We start from the raw sequence: 13,875 nt of genomic DNA on the forward strand, positions 1-13,875 counted from the left end.
GATCACTGTTGACCCTCCTTTGTAGCTGCCGTCACTCGCGTGATCTACGCTCCGCTCACTTCCCCAGTTCCACAGGGGCTCTTTTTCGTTCCGGGGGGTTCGAAACCACCGTGCGCACACGCACTCTCCCGGCCGCGACAGCACTCGCGGTCCTCTTCTGCTCGGCCGCGCTCGCGGTCACGTCGGCCGCGCCCGCGCTGGCCGACTCCAGCACCGTCCTGCCGGTCGCCTCGACCGGCGACGTCGTCGTCGACGGCGTCCACCAGCGGGTCTTCATCAGCGACCCGAAGAACGGCAAGGTCGTCGCGACCGACTACAACGGCACCGTCGTCGGCACGATCGAATCGCTCGCCGGCGTCCGCGGCCTGGAGCTCTCCGCCGACTCCGGCACCCTGTACGCGGCCGTCGAGGACGCCGACGCGATCGTCGCCATCGACACCGCGACCGCCACCGAGGCCCACCGCTACCCGACGGGCGCCGGCACCCAGCCCGAATACCCGGCCCTCGCCGGCGGCAAGCTCTGGTTCGGCTACCGCGGATCAGGCACCGGCAACATCGGCTCGCTCGACCTGAGCGGCAGCGACCCGGTCGTGTCTCTCGGCCAGGACACCAACAAGACCTGGAACGACGCCCCGATCCTGGCCTCCTCGCCGGGCGCCCCGGGCACTGTCGTCGCGGGCACCTCCGGGCAGAGCCCGAACGAACTCGCCGTCTTCGACGTGTCCTCGGGCTCGGCGACCCGCACCGCGTACGCCTGGGACCCGGGCAGCAGCAGCGACCTGAGCGACCTCGCCGTCACCCCCGACGGCAAGGACGTCGTCACGGCCAGCGGCTCCCCGTACAAGCAGCAGGTGTTCAAGGTCTCGGACCTCTCCGGGGACGGCAGCTACACCACCAACGCCTACCCGAACGCGGTGGACATCGCCCCGAACGGCGCGGTCGCCGCCGGCACCTTCTCCTGGTACGACCCCGACGTCCACATCTTCGAGCCGGGCATCTCCGCCCCGGTCCGCCAGTACGACTTCCCGAACACCGGCAACAGCAGCGGCGCCGACACCCTCGCGGCCTCGGGCCTGGCCTGGGCGCCGGACGCGAGCAAGCTGTTCGCGGTGTCGTACAACGACTCGGACGTCTACTCGCTCCGCGTCCTCGACAACCCGACCAAGGCGGACACCACCCTCACGGCGACGGCCCCGGCCACCGCGCCCCGCGCCAAGTCCCTGTCCGTCACGGGCAAGCTGACCTCGGACGCGGCCTTCCCGTCCGGCACGACGGTCTCCGTCCGCCGCACCGACGCCGAGACCCCGTCCGGCAAACTGCTCGGCACGGCCACGGTCGGCGCCGACGGCTCGTACTCCTTCGCCGACACCCCGCCGGCCGGCGGCCAGGTCACGTACACGGTCACCTACGCGGGCGACGACTACCACGCGAGCGCCACCGCCACGTCAACGGTGAACGTCGCGAAGACGACGACCACCCTGACCCTGAACAACAACGGCAAGGTGTACGCCTACAACAGCCAGGTGAAGTTCACGGCGCACCTGGGGACGACGTACAAGAACCGGACCGTCGCGATCTACGCCGACCCGTACGGCGGCGACAAGCCCAACAAGCTGGTCAAGTCCGGCACGGTCGACTCCTCCGGAAACCTCTCCGCCACCGTCTACCTGACCCGCGACACCAAGCTCACCGCCAAGTTCACGGGCGACACCCGCTACGCCCCCGTCACGGCCACCAGCACGGCAGGCGCACAGGTCAAGGTCTCGACCGCCCTCAGCGGCTACTACACGACCAAGACGGCGTGGAACCAGACGTACCGCTACTTCCACAAGTCCAAGGACCCCGTCTACGACACGACGATGACGCCCTACCCGAACCGCAAGTACAAGGCGGAGGTCCAGGGCTACTACGACGGCGCCTGGCGCAGCACGCACAGCGAGTACCTCGTACTCGGCTCGGGCGGCACGGACACCCTCGAACTCACCGGCACCCCACCGACAGGCGTCCGCTTCCGCATCCGCTCGTCCTACATCGACACGACGTCGGGCGACAACGTGAACTCGACGACGTACGGGACGTGGAAGTACTTCATCTTCACCAGCTGATCAGGGCGCGGGTCTGCTGCCGGGCGGGCCCGCGCCGCCGCTGTGGATGCCGGGGTGCGGCACGGATCATGCTGCCGTGCCGGGGGCGTCGGCGGCCGGCCTGAGTGTCTTGTCGGTGCGGTCGGGGACGGACGGCGGCAGCTCCGCGGCGGGGGTGGCGGCCGCGGTCTCCCGGGCGAGGAAGGAGCCGAGTTCGCCGATGGTGCTCATGAGGGGGGCGGGGAAGACGACGGTGGTGTTCTTGTCGACGCCGATCTCCACCAGGCTCTGCAGATTGCGCAGTTGGAGGGCGAGGGGGTGGGCCATCATCGTGTCCGAGGCGTCGCCGAGCGCGGCGGCGGCCAGGGACTCGCCCTCCGCGTTGATGATCTTCGCTCGCTTCTCCCGCTCGGCCTCGGCCTGGCGGGCCATGGCGCGCTTCATGGTGTCGGGCAGCTGGATGTCCTTGAGCTCGACCAGCGTGACCTGCACGCCCCATTCGACGGTGGTGACGTCGAGGATCTCGCGGATGTCGAGGTTGATGCGGTCGGTCTCCGACAGTGTCTCGTCCAGGGTGTGCTGTCCGACGACCTTCCGCAGGGTGGTCTGGGCGATCTGGTTGATCGCCGCGTGGACGTTCTCGACGGCGACGACCGACTTCACCGCGTCGACCACGCGGAAGTAGGCGACCGCGGACACGTCGACGCTCACGTTGTCCCGGGTGATGATGCCCTGGGACTGGATGGGCATGGTAACGACCCGCAGCGACACCCGGTGCAGGACGTCGACGACCGGGATGATGAACCGCAGCCCCGCGTCACGGGTGCCGACGAGCCGCCCGAAGCGGAACAGCACGCCCTTCTCGTACTGCTTGACGACCTTCAGGGAGAGGGCGAGACCGAGGAGGGCCAGAAGGCCGATCACGACGACGAGAACGATCAGGGCTTGCATGGGAGGCTCCTCGGTACGAGGGTCACGGGGTGCGGGGAGTTCCCGGCACTCGTTCGGTCCGGTGGGCGGATCGCCGGGGAATCCGGCCGCGGCGACCGTGCCACGGGCAGGACCAGCACCCGCAGCGCGACCGGTCCGGGCAGTCGCACCGTCTCGCCGATCTCCAGCCACCCCCAGGACTGGAACGCGGTGCGGGCGGCCCGGTCGTACGGATGGACCAGGGTCACCCCGAGTGAGGCGTGGAGGTCGGTCAGCAGCCGTTCCTGCAGTCGGTCGGCGATGTCGCGGTTCTGCTCGTGCGGGTGGGCCACGACCTGGGTGAGGGCGAAGACCCGCCCGGCGGTGGTGAGTTGCCCGATGCTCCACGGCAGTGTGCCGGCGAAGCCCCGCCACCAGGAGCCGTCGCGGCCGACCGGGAAGCCGAAGGTGCAGCCGACCATGGTCGTCGTCTCCGCGACCAGCAGGGCGAAGCCCGGACGCCGGATGTCATCCGCCAGACGACGGAGGAAACCTTCCCGGTCGCGGTACTCCTCGCCGCCCGCCCCGACGGCGGACCTCACGTACAGGTCGGCGATGTTCCCCCGCAGGCACTCGGCCTGCCCGCGGTTCAGCCGGCGCAGGCGGATCGCGTTCAGGGGGGCCGCCTCGTCAACTCCCTTCCTCGACAGCGCTGTTCCTGCCCGGTTCATCACAGAAGCACGCGATCGGAGCCGGTGTCCGCGAGAAGCCGTGCGGTCTGTCCGGACGGGTGGTGCAGCCGCAGGGACGCCTGGGCCTCGGCGGCGTGCCGTGATGCGTCGAGGAAGACGCGCAGGCCGCTGCTGTCGCAGCAGCCGACGGTGGTCAGGTCGACGTCGATGGTGGTGATGCCGTCGTACAGACACCGCTCCAGGGCGGTCCGCACCTGGGGCGCGGTGACCGGGTCGATCTCACCGGCCAGGGTGACCAGGGCTCGCGTGCCCCGGTCGTGCCGGTAGATGTTCAGCTGCGGAAGAGTCATGACGCCTCGGTTCATGGGGCCCGGCCGCTCCTCGCACGGTCGATGGCTCGGTGACGGAAACCGGCTGGTCACCGCTGGTGAGTGCTACGGCCGCTGCGGCGCCGCGGCGGGAAACGGCCACGGCCCCCGTCGCGGTGGTCCCGGCGTTCGACGGCGGTCGGCGACTCGGACCGGTCCGGTCCCACCGGGGGCTGCGGCGTCCCGCGTCCGCGCCGGCCGGGCAAGGGGGAGCTGTACCGGTGCACGGCGATTCTGTCGGCGTGCTCGAGGTTCAGCCGGTGGATCACGTATGCCGCCGCTGCGATGAGGACGACGAGGGTGGCGGCCGTCAGGAAGGCGTTCATGGCGGCCGCCTCACATGCCGACGATCAGGCGACTGGTCCGGCTGGTCTCACTGACCGGCCTGGGCGGATCGGGCTGTTGCGGGACGGCCGCGGACACCGCGGAGGCGCCGCCTTCGTACTCCCATGCCTCGTCCGGGTCCAGTGGCTTGTCGTCGGTCGCGGCGGCGCCGTGCCGGGTCTCGTCCGCGGCGATGAGCGCGCTCGCGGTCAGAGGCGGGCCGTCGTAGTCGGATGCGGCAGCCATCAGCCGGGCCGCCGACTCCGGCCCGGTCTCCGGCGGGATGATCAGCAGGTCCCAGCGGCCGGTGCCGTACGAGAGCAGCAGCAGCTTGTGGGGGTCGATTTCCGGGGTGAACCAGCCGACCTTGACGATGTGGCCGTTCACGGGAACCTTGCGGGGGATGACCGGCCAGTACTTCGGGTTGACGGCAATGCGGGTGATGCGGCCCCACAGGGGGTCCAACACATCGGTCAGCGCGGGCAGTTCGCTCAGCAGATCCCGGGAGCGGGGCCACCAGGCACCGTCCAGGAGTCCACGGGAGGTGCCGTCGGTCTTCAGGGTGAGACGCGCGGCCGGGGCTGCGACGGGCTCGGGGTGCGGCAGGGGTGGAAGCAAGGTCGCCGACATGATGCGGACCCGTCTCCGGGCCGCTTTCTGCAGCGGCCCGGGTTTCATCTCTCGCCGAGAACGACCCGGCGTGGAAGCCGGTGTGCGAAATGCTCTCGGTACTGCCCACACTACTCCGCGCTCCGTCCCGGCGGGGAACAGTGGCCGCCTAGATGCGGAGCAGTCGCTGGGTGATCTCCCGGTACTGCCTCAGCGCGTGCCGGAATTCGTCGGACTGCGTCTCGGGGTCCTGGTCCTGCCGGCTTGCGCGCAGGACGCGTCGCCGCTCCCCGAGGGCGTTCACGAGCTGGGCGGTGGCTTCGTCGTAGGCGCTCTCGGCCTCTTCCAGCGCCTCGCGCGGGGTGTCGGCGAAGGTGTTGAGGGCGTGCCGGAGCCGCTGGAGGACCTTGTCCTGTTCGTCCGACGAGAGCAGCGGCTCCGGGCCCGCGCTACTGCGCCCGGCCGGGCCCGGGGCCTGGCCAGCGGACTGCCGGGCGCGTGTCTGGTCGTACATCATCGGGGGCCGCTTCCGTTTGGCCTGAAGGCGCCCCTGGCCTTCTCGACGGCTTGTTTCAGGCTTCCGGAGACACGGTCGTTCCTGCCCCGGCGCTGCAGTCGCCGGTTGTGGGTGACCCGGCCGAGCTCCTCCGTGATCCTGCCCTTCAGCGTCTGCGCCTGGTTCCTGATGTTCCGTGGAACGGTCATGGCCGGCCTCGCTGTTGTCCGGTGGGTGGGTTCCCGCGGGGGCTGGGCGAGGCGGGTGGGCGGAATGCTCGCCGGGCGTTCTTTCAGTGGCATGGCCCTGCGCCGCGCTGCCAGTCAACGTCCGGCGGCGCTCCGTGTCAACGCGATGGCCACGCTGTCCGGCCCGTCCGTTTCCGAGCATGCGGGAGTACCGTGAAGCAAGCGAGGACCTTTCGTCTGCCGGCGTCGCAACCGGCCCTGTTCTCGCGTCTCCCGTCACAGAGGCAGCCCCTGACCCCGGCCGCGCCATCCGCACCGAGGCCGAGGAGCCCCGCATGTCGCTCGATTCCACCACGTCCACGACGGCGATTCCGTCGGACACCGCCTCGCCGCAGCAGGACTACGACGGCACTTCCCCCTTCCCGTCGGACGGCTCGTTGCCCGCGCGCGAGGGCGGGGAGCGGTTGTACGTGGCCGTGACGGCGGTGATCGTCGTCCTGCCGTTCGTGGCGCTGGGCCTGGCCGGCTGGCTGCTGTGGGGCCGGCTCATCCACCCCGCCGACATCGTTCTCGCCGCCGTCCTCTACGCGGTCACGGGCCTCGGTGTCACGGTCGGTTTCCACCGGGGGCTCACCCATGGCAGTTACCGTGCGGTCCGTCCCGTGCGGATCGCGCTCGCGGTGGCCGGTTCGCTGAGTTTCCAGGGCAATGTCATCGACTGGGTCGCCACGCACCGCCGTCATCACGCCTTCACCGACCGGCCGGGTGACCCGCACTCGCCGTACCGCTACGGCACGCATTTGCGCGGCCAGTTGCGCGGACTGCTGCACGCCCACGTCGGCTGGCTGTTCCGCAACGACCGCACGCCGCCGGAGCGTTACGCCCCGGACCTGCTGGCCGACCGCGACATCCGTGCCGTCTCCCGCGCCTTCCCCCTGCTGTGTCTTCTCACGCTCGCGCTGCCGTTCGGGCTGGGCTGGGCGATCGGCGGCAGCTGGGTGTACGGCGTGACCGCCCTGCTGTGGGCGGGTCTGGTCCGCATCGCCCTGCTCCACCACGTCACCTGGAGCGTCAACTCCCTCTGCCACATGATCGGTGAGCGCCCGTTCCGTACCCGGCGTCACGACCGGGCCACCAACCTGTGGCCGCTGGCCCTGCTCTCCTTCGGGGAGAGCTGGCACAACCTGCACCACGCCGATCCCACCAGTGCCCGGCACGGAGTCGACCGCGGTCAGATCGACCCGTCGGCCGCCGTCATCCGCCTTTTCGAACGCCTCGGCTGGGTGCACGACGTGCGCTGGCCGACGCCGGAGCGGGTCGCGGCCCGTCGCGCCTGACGTCAACCATCCATTCGTGCAAGGCAGTTGGCAGGAGCCATCATGACCACCGCGCTGCAGCCCTCGCTCCCCTCCCAGCCCGTGCTGCGCCTGCGCCTGGCACCCCACGGGGCTCTGCCCCGGGCCATCGACGGCGCGTGGTGGCCGCGTTCGTACGATCTGCTCGCCGAACTTCCGCGACTGCTCGCCGGGTTGCCGCGCGCATGGGGCCACATCACCAGCGTCACCGTCAACGGTGCGATGTGGTCCGCGGTGCCCGGCCGGATGCTCGTCTCCAACCAGGTCGTACGACTGCGCAGGACCCTGACGGCGTCCGCCCCGCACACCGTCGTCCTGCTCGCCCCCGGCCGGGGGCGCTGGGACCTGCTGGTCGTGCCCCCGGATACGACCGAGCAAGCTGCGGTACCGCTCATGGCGGCCGCCGCGGGCGGTCACGGCTGATCGGGGCTGTCATGCACTGCCCGGCGATTCACCGGCACTGACGGCCGGGGCGGTGACGTCACCGTCACATCCCCGCCGCCAGTCGGCCGAGCTGTCCGGCGGCGGCTTCGTACGACGAGGAAGTGTCGGCCTGTTCTGCCGTCATGAGATCGGACGCGGTCGACTGCGGGCCGGTGCTCGCGCTCGCGGCGGCCATCAGCCGGGCGGCCGAGGGGGCACTGGTCTCCGGGGGAACCACCAGGAGGTCCCAGCGGCCCGCCGTGTAGGAGAGCAGCAGGATCTTGTGCGGGTCCAGCTCTGCCGTGAACCAACCCACCTTCACCACATGGCCGTTGACGAAGATCCTGGGCGGGATGACCGGCCAGTAGCGGGGGTTGACGGCGATACGGGTGACCCGCCCCCACAGCGGGTCCAGCACGTCGGCCAGCGCGGGGAGTTCGTGGCTCAGGTCACGCGAGCGGGGCCACCAGGCGCCGTCCAGCTCGACACATTCCGAGGAAGTATTCAGGGGTTTGAGGGCGACGCGGGCGGTCGGGACCCTGAAGGGCACGGCGCGCGGCGAGAGATGGTCGGTGGTCGCGGACATCGCCCGAACCCGTCCCCGGACCTCTGCGCACAGGCAGTTGTCCGGTGTCATTGCTCACCAGGAACGACACCGGTATCGGGGCCGGTGCGCGAAGTACTCCCGATGACTTCACGCTACTCCCCGAAGAGGCCGGACGGACCACTCCAGGAGGTCGCCTCACTTCCGGCGTCCGTTCTCGCCCGAGGAGCGGCCGGCCTCCAGCCAGGACCTGACCGGCTCCGCCGCGCGGGTGGTGTCCACGGTGGGCTGGAGACGGGTGCCTCCCTAGGTGTCCGAGGGGAAGCTGCGCTCCTCGGTGGCGTCGAAGCAGCGGCGGAGAACCCCGTGATGGCGCACCCTTGGCCAGGAGTGCCGGCGCGGGGCCGGAATGCCTCGGGCCGTGCCGACGCGTGCTGGCTGCCGATCGCACGGGGTCTCACTCCGCACGGGATCAGGCACTCCCATAAGCAGTCATGGGAGAAGCTCGGGATCCCGCCCAAACTCATGGATGAACGGATGACGTTCGGGGAGTCGATTTCCTTGATCCACTCCCCATTCACTTCCCGGAGACTCTATGGAACGAGTCAGGGCCGGTTCCCCGCGAAGGGAAACCGGCCCTGACCTGGTGTTTCGGCTGTCGGGGTGGCGGGATTTGAACCCACGACCTCTTCGTCCCGAACGAAGCGCGCTGCCAAGCTGCGCTACACCCCGATGTCGTCGCATGTCCTGCTCATCGCGGCGACGTCGTTTACTTTAGCCCACTGGTGGCTGGAGACGAAATCCGGTTTTCCCGCGGTGGCGGACGGGGTTCGGGCGGACGTGGTCGAGGGCGATCATGAGGACGGCGAGGCCGTAGAAGGCGAGGCCGAGGAGGAGGGCGTTGCCGAGGACGCTCTTGTAGCTGTGCAGGCCGGCGTCCAGGAACGGGTAGAGATAGCGGCCAGGGGTGCCGGGGAGGATCAGCTCGCCCCGGCCGAGAGAGAACACCAGGTATGCCAGGGGGTAGAGCAGCCATGTCGGCGCCTGGCGGAGGTGGAGGCGGCCGGGGGCGGTCAGCAGCAGCCAGTCGAGCAGTGCGGCGATGGGGACGGCCGTATGCAGGATCTGGTTGCTGATCCACTGCCAGCCGGTCGGCGGTGTTGTGCCGCCCGTCATGGAGAACGGGCTCGAGGTGTTGGTCAGGAGCAGGTGGTACACCAGGCCTGCGATGGTGATGTACAGCAGCGTCGCACCCGTCAGGGCGGAGGGGAGCGGGCGGCGGGCCGTCCAGGCGCGGCGGGCTGCGAGCGTGAAGACCAGGGCCAGCAGGATGTTGCTCTGGATCGTGAAGTAGCTCAGGACGTGGACCGGGCTGCCGAGGACCAGGTCGATCGTCACACCTGCCACTGCCACCAAGGCGACCAGCAGGCGGTACACGGCGGCCAGTGGGCGGTGTACGGGGGCCACCACCGCGGAGGCGGGGACGGGGGAGGACAGCAGTGAGGGCACACCGGGCAGTGCGGGGATGTCCGGTATGTCCCTGGGTATGGGGGCGGTCATGCCGCCAGGCTAGGCAAAGGGGGCATATCGGGCGATGTGGGTGAGGCGACCGGGTTACGTCCTGCCCAGGATCCGGCTCATCACCCCGTGCGTCACGCCGTCCATGCCCCGTCTACGATCTCGCCCCCGCCCCAGTCACCCCGGCTGCCGCTCCCGGCCCACCAACGTCAGCAGCGTCGCCTCCGGCGGGCAGGCGAACCGTACCGGCGTGTAACGGCTGGTGCCGCAGCCTGCCGACACGTGCAGGTACGACGTACGGCCTTCCGCCGTATGCCTGGACAGGCCCTTCACCCGCCCGGGGTCCAGGTCGCAGTTGGTGACCAGGGCGCCGTAGAAGGGGATGCAGAGCTGGCCGCCGTGGGTGTGGCCGGCCAGGATCAGGGGGTAGTCGTCCGCTGCGAAGGAGTCCAGTACCCGCAGGTAGGGGGCGTGTACGACGCCCATCGAGAAGTCCGCGGTGGCGGACGGGCCGCCGGACACCTGGGTGTAGCGGTCGCGCTTGATGTGCGGGTCGTCCAGCCCTGTCAGCTCCAGGGTGACGCCCTCGATCTTCAGGGTGCCGCGCGTGTTCGTGAGGTTCAGCCAGCCCGCCGCGTCGAAACCGTCCCGCAGGTCCTCCCACGGGTTGTGGCGCGCGCCGACGACCGGAGGGTTGCCGTTCAGGCCGTGGCGGCCCTGTGCCTTCTCCAGCAGGTAGCGGGCGGGGTTGCGCAGCGTGGGGCCGTAGTAGTCGTTGGAGCCGAAGACGTAGGCACCCGGGAACTCCATCAGCGGGCCCAGCGCGTCCAGGACCTCCGGCACGCCCTCCGGGTCGGACAGGTTGTCGCCCGTGTTGATCACGAAGTCGGGGCGCAGGCCGGCCAGCGAGCGCAGCCAGCGCTGCTTCTTGCGCTGGCCGCCGACCATGTGGATGTCGGAGACCTGGAGGACACGCAGGGGGCGCATTCCGGCGGGCAGGACGGGGACCGTCACCCGTCGCAGGCGGAAGGAGCGGACCTCGAATCCCGCCGCGTACACCACACCGGCGGCACCGGCCGCCGCGATCCCCAGAGGTACTCCGTATCGAGCGCGCATACATCCATCGTGTCAGACCCGGAAGACCCCTCGAGCCCAACCGCCCCTTGAACGCCCGAGCCCCACCGCCCTTTAAATGAACGGGCATCGGACCTGGCACACCTGCGACAATCAAATCCATGACCACCACGCTCAAGTCGAAGCTGCAGGAAGACCTCAACGCCGCGATCAAGGAGCGCAACGAGCTCCGCTCCTCGACGCTCCGGCTGACGCTCGCCGCGATCACCAAGGAGGAGGTCGCGGGCAAGGAGAAGCGCGAGCTCTCCGACGACGAGGTGCTGAAGGTGATCACCAAGGAGGCGAAGAAGCGCCGGGAGGCGGCGGACGCCTTCGCGCAGGGTGGCCGGGCCGAGAGTGCCGAGCGGGAGAAGGCGGAGGGCGAGGTGCTCGCCGAGTACCTGCCCAAGCAGCTCAGCGACGAGGAGCTGAACGACATCGTCGCCCAGGCCGTCGGGGAGGCCAAGGCCGCCGGCGCCGAGGGCCCGCGTGCCATGGGCGCCGTCATGAAGATCGTGAACCCGAAGGTCGCGGGCCTGGCCGAGGGCGGCCGGGTCGCCGCGGCGGTCAAGAAGCTGCTCGCGGGCTGAGCGGCACGGGGCGCACCGAGGAGAACGGCCCCTGATCTTCGTACGAGAGAAGTCTGCGTACGAAGATCAGGGGCCGTCGGTGTTCTGGGTCACGCCGTTCTCAAGTCACGGTTCTCGCAGGCCACGGCGATCCCAGGCCACGGCTTCACAAGCCATGGCCTCAGCCGCGCCGCCCCCCGTTCCCGTTCCCGTTGCTCGTGCCCTGGAACAGGTTGTCCGGGATGGAGAAGGTGGGCGTCGGGAAGGTGGTGCCGCCGTTCGTGCCGCCGTCGGTCAGGCCGCCGATGAGGCCGCCGTCGGTGGTGCCGCCGTTGTCACCGTTCTTGCCGTCGCCGTTCCCCTTGCCCTTGTTGCTGTCGGGGATGTTGACGAGGTTGAACTCCTCCACGGGCTTGCCGTCCAGGGCGCCGGTCATCATGTCGCGCCAGATCGGGCCGGGGACCTTGCCGCCGTAGACCTTCTCGTTCCAGACGCCGCCGATGCTGATGTTCTTCATCTGGCGCTTGTGGGCCGGGTCGCCGACCCAGACCGCGCCCGCCATGTTCGGGGTGAAGCCGACGAACCAGGCGGCGTAGCGGTTGTCCGTGGTACCGGTCTTGCCGGCGCTCGGGCGGTCGGTGAGGCCCGCCTCCGTACCCGTACCGTCCTCGACCACGCCCTTCAGCAGGGTCGTCACGGTGTCAGCGGTCTTCTGCGACATCGCGCGCGTGCAGGTCGACTTCGGCACCGCGAGGGACTTCTTCTGGCTGCCGACGGTCTGGGTGATGGACTCGATGGCGACCGGCGTGCAGTAAATGCCGCGCGAGGCGAAGGTGGCGTACGCGTTCGCCATTGTCAGCGGGGACATCTCCTGGGTGCCGAGCGCGATGGAGGGGGCCTGCTGCATCTTGCCGCCGTCCGCGCGCTCCACGCCCATCTTCTTGGCCATCTGGGTGACCGGGCAGATACCGATGTCGCTGATCAGCTGCACGTAGTAGGTGTTGACCGACTTCGCGGTCGCTTCCTTCATGCTGTACGGCCCGTGCTCCTCCACGTTCTCGTTCGTGAGTTTGGTGGGGTTGTTCGGGTCGTCCTTCCACTGCTTGCCGTCACAGATCGAGACCGGGCTCGGGTACGCCATCTCGTACGGCGACGGGTACGTCTGGTTCGCCGGCGTGCCGCCCTCTATGGCGGCCGCGGCCACGATCGGCTTGAACGTCGAACCGGGCTGGTAGCCCGCGCCGCCGCCCATGGACTGGTTCACGGACAGGTCGATCTGCGTCTCGTGCTTGCCGAAGCCGTACGGGCGGGACTGGCCCATGGCGAGGATCTTGCCGGTGCCGGGCTCGACGATGGTGGCGGCCGTGGCCACGTCGTCGGTCTTGTAGACGTGCTCCTTGATGGACGCCTGGGCCGAGGCCTGGGCCTGCGGGTCGAGCGTCGTACGGATCGTCAGACCGCCCTGGTTCCAGATCTTGGCCCGGGCTTCCTTGGTCTTGCCGAACATCGGGTTGGTGAGGAACACCTCGCGGACGTAGTCACAGAAGAAGCCGGCGCCCTTGACCGCGGTGATGCAGCCGTTCTTCGGCTGGCTGGGGTTGAGGCCCAGCGGCGTCTTCTTGGCCTTGTCGGCCTCCGCCTGCGAGATGTCGCCCATGTCGGCCATGCGCTGCAGGACGACGTTACGGCGCTTGGTGGCCTCCGTCGAGTCGTTGACCGGGTCGTACCGGCTGGGCGACTGCACGATGCCCGCAAGGAGCGCCGACTCCTGGACGTTCAGGTCCTTGGCGTGCTTGGAGAAGTAGCGCTGGGAGGCGGCCTCGACGCCGTAGGCCTGCTCGCCGAAGAACGTGATGTTCAGGTAGTTCTCGAGGATCTTCTTCTTGCCGAGCTCCTCCTCGAGCTGGATCGCGTACTTCAGCTCCCTTATCTTGCGGCCGAGTGTCTGCTGGGTGGCCTGCGCGACCTTCGTCGGGTCGTCGCCGGCCTCCTCGATGGCGACGTTCTTCACGAGCTGCTGGGTGAGCGTGGAGGCGCCCTGGGCCACCCCGCTGCTCTGCACGTTCTTGTTCAGCGCGCGCAGGATGCCCTTCAGGTCGACCGCGCCGTGCTGGTAGTAGCGCGAGTCCTCGATCGCGACGATCGCCTTCTGCATGTACGGCGAGATGTCCTTGAGGCCCACCACCGTGCGGTCACGCGAGTAGACCGTGGCGATCTGGCCGCCCTCTGCGTCGAGGATCGTGGTGCGCTGGCTCAGGGGTGGCGTCTTGAGGGTGGCGGGGAGTTCGTCGAAACTCTCCACCGAGCCCTTGGCCGCAAGTCCCAGCGCGCCGACGGCAGGCAGCGCGATACCGGCCAGGACGGCTCCCGCGAGCACACTGACACCGAGGAACTTGGCGGCCTGCTGCGTGGGGGACAGGCCACCGCCCGAGCGCTTCTTTGGCATGAGGGCAGCCTACGTTCTCATTCGCCGGACACGCGTATATGCCTTGGCCTAAGCTGCTCTCAACTGTCACAACAGTAGGACCACGTATCAATACGTCCGGCGACCCCGAATCGTTCCGGAGGTTCCCCAACTTTTTTGATGGGGGCGTGTCCGAATCCGCCTTGTGTGTCACCTGGCGCCCGTTGTGACTCAACTGAACTGTCCCGGTTTGCCGGGAAGGTCACGCATGTCACCAGC

Annotated in this window: 14 protein-coding genes, 1 tRNA gene and 1 pseudogene; 5 read left to right on the forward strand and 11 right to left on the reverse strand. The window is 69.3% G+C overall.

Translation table 11 applies throughout. The annotated features are described in order from the left end of the window. The first annotated feature begins 110 nt into the window (after positions 1–110). A complete protein-coding gene (locus tag ACFY10_RS30325; protein ID WP_390668380.1) occupies positions 111–2,105 on the forward strand; it encodes a YncE family protein in 1,995 nt (664 codons plus the stop codon). A gap of 66 nt (positions 2,106–2,171) precedes the next feature. Here ACFY10_RS30325 and ACFY10_RS30330 read toward each other — a convergent pair whose 3' ends face one another. The 6 genes from ACFY10_RS30330 to ACFY10_RS30355 all read right to left on the reverse strand — a co-directional run bounded on the left by ACFY10_RS30330 (position 2,172) and on the right by ACFY10_RS30355 (position 5,503). Beyond that, the gene (locus ACFY10_RS30330; RefSeq protein ID WP_390668381.1) at positions 2,172–3,035 is read right to left on the reverse strand and encodes a slipin family protein; all 864 of its coding nucleotides are present in this window, start codon (positions 3,033–3,035) and stop codon (positions 2,172–2,174) included. Further along, complete coding sequence (locus ACFY10_RS30335) at positions 3,023–3,724, reverse strand: hypothetical protein (protein ID WP_390668382.1); 702 nt, start codon at positions 3,722–3,724, stop codon at positions 3,023–3,025. The genes ACFY10_RS30330 and ACFY10_RS30335 overlap by 13 nt, the downstream gene beginning before the upstream one ends. Beyond that, complete coding sequence (locus ACFY10_RS30340) at positions 3,724–4,050, reverse strand: STAS domain-containing protein (RefSeq protein WP_390668383.1); 327 nt, start codon at positions 4,048–4,050, stop codon at positions 3,724–3,726. Before ACFY10_RS30340 ends, ACFY10_RS30335 begins: the two co-directional genes overlap by 1 nt. Positions 4,051–4,103: 53 nt before the next feature. Beyond that, on the reverse strand, positions 4,104–4,379 hold the full coding sequence (locus tag ACFY10_RS30345; protein ID WP_390668384.1) for a hypothetical protein: 276 nt from the start codon (positions 4,377–4,379) through the stop codon (positions 4,104–4,106). Between the two features lie 10 nt (positions 4,380–4,389). Continuing rightward, positions 4,390–5,007 (reverse strand): DUF5994 family protein, encoded by a 618-nt coding sequence (locus ACFY10_RS30350; protein WP_390668385.1) that lies wholly within the window; start codon positions 5,005–5,007, stop codon positions 4,390–4,392. A 148-nt stretch (positions 5,008–5,155) separates the two neighbouring features. Then, positions 5,156–5,503, reverse strand: a complete 348-nt coding sequence (locus ACFY10_RS30355; RefSeq protein WP_390668386.1) for a hypothetical protein — start codon at positions 5,501–5,503, stop codon at positions 5,156–5,158. Between the two features lie 502 nt (positions 5,504–6,005). Between ACFY10_RS30355 and ACFY10_RS30360 the strand changes: the two genes are divergently transcribed. Together ACFY10_RS30360 and ACFY10_RS30365 are read left to right on the forward strand one after the other, a co-directional pair. Further along, positions 6,006–7,007, forward strand: coding sequence for an acyl-CoA desaturase (locus ACFY10_RS30360; protein WP_390668387.1), 1,002 nt, complete (start codon positions 6,006–6,008; stop codon positions 7,005–7,007). A gap of 42 nt (positions 7,008–7,049) precedes the next feature. Continuing rightward, a complete protein-coding gene (locus tag ACFY10_RS30365; RefSeq protein WP_390668388.1) occupies positions 7,050–7,448 on the forward strand; it encodes a DUF5994 family protein in 399 nt (132 codons plus the stop codon). 64 nt (positions 7,449–7,512) lie between these two features. On the opposite strand, the gene ACFY10_RS30370 is transcribed toward ACFY10_RS30365, so the two are convergent. Then, positions 7,513–8,034 carry a DUF5994 family protein gene (locus tag ACFY10_RS30370; protein ID WP_390668389.1) on the reverse strand — a complete coding sequence of 174 codons (522 nt, stop codon included), beginning with the start codon at positions 8,032–8,034 and terminating at the stop codon, positions 7,513–7,515. A gap of 321 nt (positions 8,035–8,355) precedes the next feature. Between ACFY10_RS30370 and ACFY10_RS30375 the strand changes: the two are divergent. After that, positions 8,356–8,532, forward strand: a pseudogene (locus tag ACFY10_RS30375) (LacI family transcriptional regulator); the annotation flags it as partial. 118 nt (positions 8,533–8,650) lie between these two features. On the opposite strand, the gene ACFY10_RS30380 reads toward ACFY10_RS30375, so the two are convergent. The 3 genes from ACFY10_RS30380 to ACFY10_RS30390 form a co-directional block, all read right to left on the reverse strand. After that, a tRNA-Pro gene (locus ACFY10_RS30380) sits at positions 8,651–8,724 on the reverse strand. Between the two features lie 42 nt (positions 8,725–8,766). After that, positions 8,767–9,552: a Pr6Pr family membrane protein gene (locus ACFY10_RS30385; protein ID WP_390668390.1), complete on the reverse strand. Its 786-nt coding sequence runs from the start codon at positions 9,550–9,552 to the stop codon at positions 8,767–8,769. A gap of 135 nt (positions 9,553–9,687) precedes the next feature. Beyond that, complete coding sequence (locus tag ACFY10_RS30390) at positions 9,688–10,626, reverse strand: metallophosphoesterase (RefSeq protein ID WP_390668391.1); 939 nt, start codon at positions 10,624–10,626, stop codon at positions 9,688–9,690. Positions 10,627–10,745: 119 nt separating this feature from the next. On the opposite strand from ACFY10_RS30390, the gene ACFY10_RS30395 reads away from it, so the two are divergent. Beyond that, positions 10,746–11,213: a GatB/YqeY domain-containing protein gene (locus ACFY10_RS30395; protein ID WP_390668392.1), complete on the forward strand. Its 468-nt coding sequence runs from the start codon at positions 10,746–10,748 to the stop codon at positions 11,211–11,213. A 160-nt stretch (positions 11,214–11,373) separates the two neighbouring features. Here ACFY10_RS30395 and ACFY10_RS30400 read toward each other — a convergent pair whose 3' ends face one another. Next, positions 11,374–13,638 (reverse strand): transglycosylase domain-containing protein, encoded by a 2,265-nt coding sequence (locus tag ACFY10_RS30400; protein ID WP_390668393.1) that lies wholly within the window; start codon positions 13,636–13,638, stop codon positions 11,374–11,376. Positions 13,639–13,875 lie beyond the last annotated feature (237 nt).

This window comes from Streptomyces sp. NPDC001401, from assembly GCF_042895385.1.
Lineage (GTDB): Bacteria > Actinomycetota > Actinomycetes > Streptomycetales > Streptomycetaceae > Streptomyces.